This window comes from Streptomyces harbinensis, assembly GCF_900116145.1.
Taxonomy (GTDB): Bacteria; Actinomycetota; Actinomycetes; order Streptomycetales; family Streptomycetaceae; genus Streptomyces; species Streptomyces carpaticus.
On the sequence record NZ_FPAB01000001.1, the window covers coordinates 358,755 to 369,739 of the forward strand.

Sequence of the window (10,985 nt, forward strand, 5' to 3'; positions counted from 1 at the left end):
AATGCCTATATCGACATTTTGCTTGTCAACTCGACCAGTTCCGGGGTGTTCCGGTCAAGGAACGGGCCCCGCGTGTCCGTACCGGTGTGCGACATCCCTCCGATGCCGCTGTCCGGACCGTGCACGCCGGGCACCGTTCAGCGGCGCCGGCCGAGCCATCGGGCCGCCAGGAAGGCGGTGGCGAGAGCCGCGGCCGTCACCAGGGGCGCGTCCACGCCGTGCCGTTCGGTGCGGGGCGCCGCCTCGCGCTCCGGCTTCTCGCGGGGGGCGGCGGGCGCTCCGGGCAGGCCGAGGGCGAGCGCCTCGGCCAGATGCATCGCCCGGCGTCCGGTGTCCGCCTGGTCGATCTGGGTGCGGCAGCTGAAGCCGTCGGCCAGGACGAGCGCGTCGGCGGGCGCGCGCCGGACGGCGGGCAGCAGGACGCGTTCCGCGCAGGCCATCGACACCGCGTGGTGGCCTCGTTCGAAGCCGAAGTTGCCGGCCAGGCCGCAGCAGCCGGAGTCGGGGATCTCGGCGTCGATGCCGGCCCGGCGCATGACTTCCCGGTCCGGATCCTGGCCGAGGACCGCGTGCTGGTGGCAGTGGGTCTGCACCAGGGCGCCGCGGTCCAGCCGCGGTGGCCGCCAGTCGTCGGGGGTGCGGTGCAGCAGCGCCTCGGAGAGCGTGACGGTGGACTGCGCCAGCCGCTGGACGTCCTCGTTCTGGCTGAACATCTCCGGCGCGTCGGCGCGGAAGACGGCGGTGCAGGAGGGTTCCAGGCCGACGATCGGGGTACCGGCGGCCAGCCACGGCCGCAGGGTGTCGACGGTCGAGCGCAGCACCCGGCGGGCGCGGTCCAGTTGTCCGGTGGAGATCCAGGTCAGCCCGCAGCACACCGGCCGGCGGGGGACGGCGACCCGCAGCCCGGCGTGTTCGAGGACGGCAACGGCGGCCTGGAGGACGTGCGGGTGGAAGTAGGTGCTGAAGGTGTCCGGCCACAGCACGACGGCGCGCGGGTCGCCGGGCTCCGGTTCGGGAGCGGCGCGCCGCCGCCACCAGGCGAGGAAGGACTCCTCCGCGAACAGCGGCGCCGGGCGTTCGGCGGTGACACCGGCCAGCCGTTTGCCGAGCCGGGCCAGTCCCGGGGCGTGCAGGAGGGCGTTCACCGTGCGCGGCGAGACCTGGGCGGCGCGGGCCCACACCGGCAGCCAGCCCAGCGCGTAGTGCGCGGCCGGGCGCGGCCTACCGGCGTAGTGGTGGGAGAGGAACTCGGCCTTGTAGGTGGCCATGTCCACCCCGGTGGGGCAGTCGGATTTGCATCCCTTGCAGGCCAGGCACAGATCCAGGGCGTCGCGGACGGCGGTGGAGCGCCAGCCGTCGGTGATCGCCGAGTCCGCGTGCCCGCCGAGCATTTCGAAGAGCAGCCGGGCCCGGCCCCGGGTGGAGTGCTCCTCCTCGCCGGTGGCCCGGTAGGAGGGGCACATGACGCCGCCCCGGTGCGAGCGGCAGTTGCCGATGCCGACGCAGCGCATCACGGAGCGGCGGAAGCTGTGCGCGTCCTCGGGGTAGTCGAAGTGCTGTTCCGGTGTCTCGTGCGGCTGCCAGTGGGGGCCGAGCCGCAGTTCGCCGTCGACCGGGTGCGGGCCCGTGGTGCGGTCGGGCGAGACGATCTTGCCGGGGTTCATCCGGTCGTCCGGGTCGAACAGCGCCTTGAACTCGGTGAACGCGCCGACCAGCCGCTCGCCGAACATGCGGACCAGGAGTTCGCCGCGGGCCTGGCCGTCCCCGTGTTCGCCCGACAGCGAGCCGCCGTAGGCGTGCACGAGGTCGGCGGCGCGGGCCAGGAAGTCCCGGAATCCGGCGACGCCCCGCGCGTTCTTCAGTCCGAACGGGATGCGGGTGTGCACGCAGCCGTGGCCGAAGTGGCCGTAGAGCGAGGGGTGGTCGTAGCCGAACTCGGCGAACAGGGCCTTGAGGTCCCGCAGATAGTCGCCGAGCCGTTCGGGAGCGACGGCCGAGTCCTCCCAGCCCTCCCAGGTCTCGCGGCCGTCCGGCGGCCGGGCGGTCACCCCCAGGCCCGCCTCCCTGGCCTGGAGGAAGCGCTGTTCCCGGTCGGTGTCGTCCGAGATCGCCACCCGGGGGTCGTCGGCGGTCAGGCCGAGACCGGCGAGCAGGGCGTCCACCCGGGCGTCGGCGTCCTCCTTGCTGTCGCCGCCCAGCTGCACGAACAGCCAGCTCTCTCCGGCCGGGAGCAGGGACAGCGACTCGGTGTGCACCCGCTCCTCGCGCATGAGCTGGGCCATCCGGTCGTCCAGCGCCTCCAGTTGCAGCGGCTCGCAGTGTGCGAGCAGCCGTGGTACGTCGTCGGCCGCCGCGCAGATGTCCGGGTAGCCGAGGACCACCAGGGCGTCGGCCGCCTCGATCGGGACCAGGTCGAGTTCGGCGCGGAGCACGGTCACGAGGGTGGATTCGCTGCCGACGAGCGCGCGGGCCAGGTCGAAGCCCTTCTCCGGCAGCAGCGAGTCGAGGTTGTAGCCGGAGACCCGGCGCGGGATGTCGGGGAAGCCGGCCCGGATGTCGTCCGCGTACCGTTCGGCCAGCTCCCGGGCGCCCCGATACAGCCGGGCCATCTCGCCGCCTCCGGCCAGGATCTCCGCGTACCGGCCCTCGTCGGTCGGCCCGGCCCACAGCCGGCAGCCGCCGTAGGTGAGGACCTCCAGCCGGCGTACGTTGTCGACCGTCTTGCCGTAGCGCTGGGCGGAGGCGCCGCAGGAGTTGTTGCCGATCATGCCGCCAAGGGTGCAGTGCGTGTGGGTGGCGGGCTTGGGTCCGAACTTCAGCCCGTACGGCTCCAGCCCGCGGTTGAGTTCGTCGAGGGCGATGCCCGGCTCCACCACGCAGGTACGGGCCTCGGCGTCCACGGAGACCAGGCGGTGGCAGTACTTGGACCAGTCGAGTACCACGGCCACGTTGGTGCACTGTCCGGCCAGGCTGGTGCCGCCGCCCCGGGAGAGCACCGGCGCGCCGTGCGCCGCGCAGACCGCGACCGCCTCGGCCCCGGCGTCCACCGTGCGGGGGACGACCACGGCGATCGGCACCTGCCGGTAATTGGAGGCGTCGGTGGCGTAGGCACCCCGGCTGCCGGGGTCGAACCGGATCTCCCCGTCGACCCGTTGCCGCAGTTCGGCTTCCAGGCTCCGCAGGTCGAGGCCGGCCGGATCCGCCGGTTCTCCCTCGTCCGTCACCGGCTGGCGCGTCGTCATGGCGTGTCCTTCTCGCGTCGGTGCGGCGCCCGGTCCGGACGGCCGGGCAGGAACTCCTGGAGCTTCTGCTTCAGACCGTCCTTGACCACATGGGCCCGGTCGGGATCGCCCTCGATCAGGGCGGTGGCGGTGGACTTGGCCTGGGACCAGGTCGCGTGCGGCGGGATCGGCGGGATGGCCGGGTCGGTGACGAACTCCGCCACGAATGGCCGGTCCGCCGCCAGCAGCCCGTTGATGCCGTCCCCGGCGTAGGCGAAGACGTGCTCGACACCCCATTCACGCAAACGGCGCAGCAGGTAGTCCGCCACCTTTTCGCCCATGCCACCAACCCGTTCAGGAAGTTTGTGCGGAATTCCTTGATAGCACCGGATCATCCTCTTCGTCGGCCCGCCGGTACCGGCCCGGTCGGCCATTGGGAGGGGGTGGCGCACTCCGGCGGCCTGTCGGCGCCCGGGCGCCCGCCGGGGGCTGGCAGCGTTCCGCGCACCGGGGCGTCCGGCCCCGGGCACCGCGCCGAACGAGGAGTGGACGGAGCAGATGCCGAACGCGTACCGGCCGAGCGGGCCACGCGGGTGAGCGCCCGCCCCGGCACCGCGCCCCCGCCACCGGCCGGACCGGTCGTGGAACGGGTCGAGACGCACGCCTTCCGGGTGCCGGTGGACGGCCCGGGCGGCATCGAGCAGGACGGCACACTCGACTGGAGCGCCACCACGCTGGTGCTGGTCCGGGTGTGGTCGGCCGGCACCGCCGGCCTCGGCTACACCTACGGCGACCGGTCCGTCGCCGCGTTCCTGGAGTCCACCCTGGCCGAGGCCGTACGCGGCGCCGACGCCCTCGCCCCGGCGGCGCTGTGGCAGCACTGCGACGCCCTGCTCCGCAACGCGGGCCGGCCGGGGGCCGGCGCGATGGCGCTCTCCGCCCTCGACATCGCCCTGTGGGACCTGAAAAGCCGTCTGCTCGGGCTGCCGCTGGTGCATCTGCTGCCGGCCTGGCACCGGGAGGTCCCCGTCTACGGCAGCGGCGGCTTCACCAACTACCCGCTCGGCCGGCTCGTGGAGCAGCTGGCCGGCTGGGTCGAACAGGGCATCCCCCGGGTCAAGCTGAAGACCTCCCGCTCCCCCGCCCACGACCCCGCGCGGCTGACCGCCGTCCGGCGCGCGATCGGGGACGCCCCGGAGCTGATGGCCGACGCCAACGGGGCGCTCTCCGGAAAACAGGCGCTGTACTGGGCCGGACGGCTGGCCGAGGAGTGGGGGGTCGGCTGGTTCGAGGAACCCGTCAGCTCCGACGACCCGCGGGGCCTGGCGCTGCTGCGGGAGCGCGGGCCGGCCGGACTGGACATCGCGGCCGGCGAGTACGCCTACCTCCTGCGGGACGTCACCGACCTGATCGAGGTGGTCGACTGCCTCCAGGCCGACGTCACCCGCTGCGGCGGCATCACCGCACTGCTGCGCATCGGCGGGCTCAGCGCCGCCCGGCACATCGATGTGTCGGCGCACTGCGCGCCGGCCGTCTCCGCCCACGCCTTCTGCGCGGTGCCGCGGCTGCGCCACCTGGAGTACTTCCACGACCACGTCCGGGTGGAAGGGCTGCTCTTCGACGGCGTACCGCAGCCCGCGGCCGGCGTGGTGCGCCCCGACACCGGCCGCCCGGGCCTGGGCCTGGAGGTCAGATGGGCGGACGCCGAACCCTGGCGGGTGCACGGGGAGCGACCCGGCTGACCCGCGCCCTCCGCTCTCCCCCTCCCCCGCGCCCTCCCCGCGCCGACGTCCCCGGAGGAACCACCCCATGCCACCCACCCCTTCCGGCGAACCGTCCACCCCGGGCCGGCCCCGCCCCTGGGCTCTGCGCGACTACGCCGTCCTCGCGGACGGCGAACGCGGCGCCGTGGTGGGACCGCACGGCGAGATCGTGTGGCTGTGCGTGCCGCGCTGGGACAGCGACCCCGTGTTCTCCTCGCTCGTCGGCGGCGCCGGCACGTTCACCGTCGGCCCCGAGGACCCGTGGCACGTGTGGGGCGGCTCGTACGAGGACGGCTCCCTCATCCATGTCGGCCGCTGGGTCACCGGCGACACGGTGATCGAGTGCCGGGAGGCCCTGGCCGCCCCGGCCGCCGCCGACCGGGTGGTGCTGCTGCGCCGGATCCGGGCGGTGCGCGGCACGGCGCGGGTGCGGGTGCTGCTGGAGGGCCGCGACGGCTTCGGGTCCGTCCCCATGACCGGGGCGCGCCGGCACGGTGACACCTGGACCGCCCGGGCCGGGCGGCACCTGCTGCGGCTCGACGGCGCCCCCGGGGCGGCCGGCAGCTGCACCATGGTGAGGCGCACCGGGGTCCGGTCGTGGCGCAGTTCGCAGCGCAGCGCGTCGATGAAGCCGCGCAGTGCGCTCTTGGCACCGCAGTAGGCGCTCTGGAGCGGGACGCTGCGGTAGGTCAGCGCGGAGCCGACCTGCACCACGGTGCCGCCGCCGGAGTGCGCCATGGCGCGCAGCGCCGCCTGGACCCCGTGGACGGACCCGAGGTAGGTGACCTGGTGGCGCGGCCGATCTCGGCGGCGCCCATCCTCCCGACCGGCCCGAAGACGGTCGAGAAGGCGGCGTTCACCCACACATCGATCCGGCCGTACTCGGCCAGCACCCGGTCGGCCGCCGCGTCCACCGCCGCGGCGTCGGCCACGTCCACCGGGACGACCAGGGCCCGGCCGCCCGCCGCCCGGACCTCGGCGGCGGCGGCCTCCAGGCCCCGGCGCCCGCGCGCCGGCCGCGCCGGAGCGGGTTTGCGGCCGGTGCGCGGGGGCACTCGCGGCGGCATGCCGGAGAACTCCCTGGCCGTGGTCATCGCCACCCGGAACCGCCGCAGCCGGCTCGCGCACACCCTGGAGAAGCTGCTGGAGCTGCCCGAGCGGCCGGCCGTCCTCGTCGTGGACAACGCCTCCACCGACGGCACCCGCGAGATGGTCGCCGCACGGTTCCCCGCCGTGCGCACCCTGGCCCTGCCGGTGAACCGGGGCGCGCTCGCCCGCAACGCGGGGGTGGCACTGCTGCCGCACCGCTACATCGCCTTCAGCGACGACGACTCCTGGTGGGAGCCGGGGGCGCTGGCCCGCGCCACCGGCGTCATGGAACGGGACCGGCGCGTCGGACTGGTCGCCGCGCACACCACGGTGGCGCCGCACGGCACCCCGGACCCGCTGAACCGGGCGCTGGCCGGCTCACCGCTGCGCGGCCCGGCCGGACTGCCGGGGCCCGCCGTACTCGGCTTCCTGGGCTGCGCGGCGGTGGTGCGCCGCGAGGCGTTCGTCGCCGCCGGCGGCTACCACCCGCTGCTGTTCTTCGGCGCCGAAGAGGCGCTGCTCGCCTACGACATGTCGGCCACCGGCTGGGTGCTGTGCCACCACCCGGGGGTGACGGCGGTGCACGGCCCCGACCCGGGCCCGCGTCCGGGGCGCAGCACGCTGATCCAGCGCAACGAGACGCTCACCGCCTGGCTGCGCCGTCCGCTGCCGGTGGCCCTGCGGCACACCTGGGGCCTGGCCAGACGCTCGCCGGCCGATCCGGCCGCCCGGCGGGCCCTGGGGCAGCTGGTGGTCCGGCTGCCCGCCGCCCTGGCCGCGCGCCGCCGGCTGCCCGCCCGGGTGGAGGCCGACGTACGCCGACTGGAGCTGGCCCGTGACGGCGCCGGCTGAACCCGCCCGCGTCACCGTCGCGATCATCACGCACGACCGGCGGCGGGAACTGCTGCACACCCTCGACCGGCTGGCCGGGCTGCCGGAGCGCCCGCCGGTGATCGTGGTCGACAACGGCTGCACGGACGGCACCGCCGAGGCCGTCGCGCAGCGGTATCCGGAGGTCACCGTGGTGCGGCCGGGCGCCAACCTCGGTGCGGTGGGGCGCAACCTCGCCGCCCGGCAGGTGCGCACGCCCTATCTCGCCTTCTGCGACGACGACACTTGGTGGGAGGCCGGCTCGCTGGACCGCGCCGTCGCCGTACTGGACGCGCACCCGCAGGTCGCCACCCTGACCGCCCGGATCGTGGTCGAACCGGGCGGACGGGAGGACCCGATCGTGCCCGAGCTGCGCGACTCGCCGCTGCCCCGGCCCACCGGGCTGCCCGGGCCCGCCCTCGGCTCCTTCCTGGCCGGGGCGACGGTGGTGCGCACCGAGGCATTCCGCCGGGCCGGCGGGTTCTCGCCGCGGCTGTGGCTGGGCGGCGAGGAGGAACTGCTGGCGGCCGACCTGATGACGGCGGGCTGGTGGCTGGTCTTCGACGAGGAGATGCTGATCCATCACCGGCCCTCCGCGCTGCGCGACCCGACCCGGCGCCGCGCGGACGGAATCCGCAACACGCTGTGGTTCACCTGGCTGCGCCGCCCCCCGCGCTCCGCGCTGCGACGCACCGTCCAGCTGCTGGCCACCGTCCCCCACGACCGCACCACGGCCCGCGCCCTGGCCCGCGCACTGGCGGGGGCACCCTGGGTGCTGCGCGACCGCCGCCCGGTCCCGGCCGCGGTGGAGCAGCGGCTCGCCGCACTGGAAGCGGCACAGCGCGCCTCGACGGCGCGCCGGTACGTCGGCTGAGTGGCGCGCCCGCGCGGGGTATGCGGGTCCGGTGCCGTACCGGCCGGCCCGGCTCAGGCGGGGTGGGTGGGGCGGGCCGGTTGCCGGGTCGGGGCGGCCAGGACCTCCTCGATCGCGGTCCGCGCCTCGTCGGCGCCGATCCGCAGCAGCCGGGCGTCGGGGTGGTCGCCGTGCGGGTCGCCGGGGCGGACGGGGGCGGTGGCCGGGTCGGTGCCGGTGTCGGGGTGCCACAGCGCCCGGTGGGCCGGGGCCGGGGGCGGGCCCCACAGGCGGGGGGAGACCGGGCCGAACAGGACCACCGACGGGGTGCCGTGCGCCGTCGCCAGGTGGGCGACCCCGGTGTCGCCCACCAGGACCGCCGCGGCGTGCGCGACCAGGGCCGAGAGCGCGTCGAAGGAGAGCCCGGACAGCACCGCGCCGGCCGGCAGGCCGGCCAGCGCGGCGACCCGGCGTGCCAGTCGCTCCTCCCCCGGGCCCGCGCTCACCACCACCGGGCGCGGGGCGAGCGCGGCAGCCACCGCGGCGAACCGTTCGGCGGGCCAGCGCCGGGCCGCCGCCTCGGCCCCGGGGTGGACGACGACGGCGCCGGGCGCGGGGCTCGGGGTGGCCGGGGCGGTGATGGCGACGTCCGCCGGGTCGGCGTTCATGCCGTGTCCGCGCAGCAGCCGGCACCAGCGTTCGCGTTCGTGCTCGGCGGGCCGCCATTCGGGCCCTGCCGCGCCGGCGTAGCCGATGAGGCGGCGCGGGCCGAGTGCGGCCAGGGGCCGCAGGCTCTGCGGTCCGCAGCCGTGCAGGTCCACGGCGAGGGCGGGGGCCGGGCCGCGCCAGGGGATCGCCGGCGGGACCTCGCGGCCGGGGGCCCGGGCGGGGACGAGCCCGTCCACGGCGCCGGTGGCCGCGACGGCGCCGGCCAGGGCGGGGGGTGCGGCCAGCAGCAGCCGGGCGGCCGGGTACGTGCGCCGCAGCGCGCGCAGCGCCGGGACGGCCGTCAGCAGGTCGCCGAGGCCGAGGGCGCGCAGGACGACGATCCGTTCCGGCGGGCGGCTCACGTCCGGGAGCCGGCCGCCCGGCGGGCCAGGTCCGTGGTGGAGCGGCCCTCCAGGTAGGGCAGGACGAGGGTCTGGCCGTTCCACTCCCGCAACTGCGCGGCTTCCGGCAGGTCCCGCACGCTGTAGTCGCCGCCCTTGACCCAGATGTCCGGCCGCAGCCGCTGGAGCAGGGCCTGCGGGGTGTCCTCGCCGAATTCGGCGACCGCGTCCACGCAGCCGAGGCCGGCCAGCACCCGTACCCGGTCGGCGGCGGCGTTGAGCGGCCGGCCGGGGCCCTTGAGGCGGCGGACGGAGGCGTCGGAGTTGACGCACACGATGAGCAGGTCGCCGGTGCGGCGCGCGTTCTCCAGGAACTGGACGTGCCCGGCGTGCAGCAGGTCGAAGCAGCCGCCGGCCGCCACCACGGTGCCGCCGCGCGAGCGGACGGCGTTCGCCAGGGCCAGGATGTCCTCCAGCCGGTGCGGTTTGTCCGGGCGCGGTCCGGAAGGGCCGCGCACCGAGGGGTTTCTGCCGGTGTGCCAGATGGCGTGCTCGCCGGTGCCGCCGGCGGCGACGAAGGAGGCGGCGGCCTCGGTCGCGGCGCCGGCCGCCTCGGGCGGCAGCCCGCCGTCGGCGAGGACGGCCGCCGCCGTGGCGGCGAAGCAGTCGCCCGCGCCGCACGGGTCGCCGTCGCCGCGCGAGACCACCGGGATGTAGAGCGGATCGTCGCACCGGGGGCGGGTGAGGACGGCGCCCCGGGCGCCGAGGGTCACCGCGACCGACGCGCACTGCCAGCGTTCGGCGAGCAGCGAGCCGCGCCGGGCGTGGGCGCGCAGCGAGTCGTCCGCGTCCTCCACCGAGCCGGACCGGTCCGCGCCGTGCCGGCGCAGGAACCAGCGGGCCTCGCGTTCGTTGGGGGTGACCATGCGCAGCCCGGGAATGGGCCGGGTGCCCTGCGGGTGCGGGTCCCACAGCACCGGCACGCGCTGGGCGGCCCTCTGCACGGCGGAGCGCACCGCGGAGACGGCGCCCCGGCCGTAGTCGGCCACCAGGATGGTGCCCGCTTCCTCCAGGACGCGCAGCACTCGGTCGCCGGGGGCGCCGGTCCGGCCGCCGCCGTGGTCCATCCGCATCAGCGGGCGGCCTCCGGCGAGCACCCGGCATTTGACGGGCAGGCTGCCCTCCAGCGGCAGTTCGGCCAGCCGGACGCCGGGCGGCAGCAGGGAACGTACCGTGTCGCTCGCCTCGTCGTGGCCCAGCCCGGTCACCAGGATCACCTCGCGCCCGTCGCGGGCGGCCAGCGCGGCGGCGAGTCCCGCGCCGCCGGGGCGGCACCGCTCGTCGGCCACGTCGACCACCGGCACCGGCGCGTCGGGGGCGAGCCGGCCGGCCCGGCCGGTGATGTCCCGGTCCAGCAGGACGTCGCCGACGACGACGATCGGCCGGCCGCTCACGCCGCGTCCTCGGCCGGGACCACCGCGGGCTCGCGGGCCGTGCGGGTGGGGACGGCGAGGGCCTCGTCGAACGCCTCGCAGACCACGTGCAGGGCGACCAGGTGGGCTTCCTGGACGCTGGCGGGCGAGTCGGAGCGGATGGCCACCACCGAGTCGGCCTGCGCGGCGAGCGGGTTGGGGGTGGGTCCGGTCATCGCCCACACCCGGACGCCGGCGGCGCGGGCGGCGGTGGCGGCGTCCAGCAGGTTGTCGCTGCGGCCGGAGGTGGACAGCAGCAGCGCGACGTCGCCGGGGCGGCCGTGGGCGGCGATCTGCCGGGCGTAGATCTCGTCGAAGCCGTAGTCGTTGCCGATGGCGGTCACCGCCGAGGTCTCGGCGTGCAGGGCGATCGCCGAGTACGGTCCGCGCTCGCCCGCGTAGCGCCCGACGAGTTCGGCCGTCATGTGCTGCGCCTGCGCGGCGCTGCCGCCGTTGCCGGCGGCCAGCAGGCGCCCGCCGGAGGCGAGCACCACGGCCAGCCTGCGGCCCCAGTCCGCGGCTTCGGCGAGTCCGGTGTCCGGGTCCTCGTGGAAGTCGAGCAGCGCCTGCCGGAGGGACTCGCAGTGGCGGCGTGCGGTGGCTGTGGGGTGCACGGGCGATCCTTTCTGTGGCGGTCTGTGGCGGTCGGGGTCGGGGGCGGGTTCTCC

At 76.3% G+C, this 10,985-nt stretch carries 10 protein-coding genes and 1 pseudogene; 4 read left to right on the top strand and 7 right to left on the bottom strand.

From position 1 onward, the window contains the following. Nucleotides 1-137: 137 nt before the first annotated feature. Both BM385_RS01735 and BM385_RS01740 read right to left on the bottom strand, forming a co-directional pair. Nucleotides 138-3,242 (bottom strand): FAD-binding and (Fe-S)-binding domain-containing protein, encoded by a 3,105-nt coding sequence (locus BM385_RS01735; RefSeq protein ID WP_093841950.1) that lies wholly within the window; start codon nucleotides 3,240-3,242, stop codon nucleotides 138-140. Continuing rightward, nucleotides 3,239-3,562, bottom strand: coding sequence for a hypothetical protein (locus BM385_RS01740; RefSeq protein ID WP_019432300.1), 324 nt, complete (start codon nucleotides 3,560-3,562; stop codon nucleotides 3,239-3,241). The genes BM385_RS01735 and BM385_RS01740 overlap by 4 nt, the downstream gene beginning before the upstream one ends. A 252-nt stretch (nucleotides 3,563-3,814) precedes the next feature. Here BM385_RS01740 and BM385_RS01745 point away from each other — a divergent pair, with 252 nt between their 5' ends. Further along, nucleotides 3,815-4,963: an enolase C-terminal domain-like protein gene (locus BM385_RS01745; RefSeq protein ID WP_093842219.1), complete on the top strand. Its 1,149-nt coding sequence runs from the start codon at nucleotides 3,815-3,817 to the stop codon at nucleotides 4,961-4,963. A 67-nt stretch (nucleotides 4,964-5,030) separates the two neighbouring features. Further along, the gene (locus BM385_RS26685; protein WP_367889585.1) at nucleotides 5,031-5,645 is read left to right on the top strand and encodes a trehalase-like domain-containing protein; all 615 of its coding nucleotides are present in this window, start codon (nucleotides 5,031-5,033) and stop codon (nucleotides 5,643-5,645) included. On the opposite strand, the pseudogene BM385_RS28435 reads toward BM385_RS26685, so the two are convergent. Next, nucleotides 5,609-5,722: pseudogene (locus tag BM385_RS28435) on the bottom strand (SDR family oxidoreductase); the annotation flags it as partial. The gene BM385_RS26685 and the pseudogene BM385_RS28435 sit on opposite strands and share 37 nt — an antisense overlap. Further along, the gene (locus tag BM385_RS26415; RefSeq protein WP_380980831.1) at nucleotides 5,674-6,051 is read right to left on the bottom strand and encodes an SDR family NAD(P)-dependent oxidoreductase; all 378 of its coding nucleotides are present in this window, start codon (nucleotides 6,049-6,051) and stop codon (nucleotides 5,674-5,676) included. The gene BM385_RS26415 and the pseudogene BM385_RS28435, both read right to left, overlap by 49 nt. Between BM385_RS26415 and BM385_RS01755 the strand changes: the two genes are divergently transcribed. Beyond that, entirely contained in the window at nucleotides 6,050-6,925 is an 876-nt protein-coding gene (locus tag BM385_RS01755; RefSeq protein ID WP_037755482.1) for a glycosyltransferase family 2 protein, read from the top strand. The two genes, BM385_RS26415 and BM385_RS01755, sit on opposite strands and share 2 nt — an antisense overlap. After that, nucleotides 6,909-7,817, top strand: a complete 909-nt coding sequence (locus BM385_RS01760; protein ID WP_093841952.1) for a glycosyltransferase family 2 protein — start codon at nucleotides 6,909-6,911, stop codon at nucleotides 7,815-7,817. Before BM385_RS01755 ends, BM385_RS01760 begins: the two co-directional genes overlap by 17 nt. A 53-nt stretch (nucleotides 7,818-7,870) precedes the next feature. Here BM385_RS01760 and BM385_RS01765 read toward each other — a convergent pair whose 3' ends face one another. From BM385_RS01765 to BM385_RS01775, 3 genes are read right to left on the bottom strand one after another with little or no spacing between them, the layout of a single operon-like run. Then, entirely contained in the window at nucleotides 7,871-8,866 is a 996-nt protein-coding gene (locus BM385_RS01765; RefSeq protein WP_093841953.1) for a glycosyltransferase family 9 protein, read from the bottom strand. Continuing rightward, nucleotides 8,863-10,299 (bottom strand): PfkB family carbohydrate kinase, encoded by a 1,437-nt coding sequence (locus BM385_RS01770; protein ID WP_019432306.1) that lies wholly within the window; start codon nucleotides 10,297-10,299, stop codon nucleotides 8,863-8,865. The genes BM385_RS01765 and BM385_RS01770 overlap by 4 nt, the downstream gene beginning before the upstream one ends. After that, a complete protein-coding gene (locus tag BM385_RS01775) occupies nucleotides 10,296-10,931 on the bottom strand; it encodes a D-sedoheptulose-7-phosphate isomerase (RefSeq protein ID WP_019432307.1) in 636 nt (211 codons plus the stop codon). Before BM385_RS01775 ends, BM385_RS01770 begins: the two co-directional genes overlap by 4 nt. Between the last annotated feature and the right edge of the window lie 54 nt (nucleotides 10,932-10,985).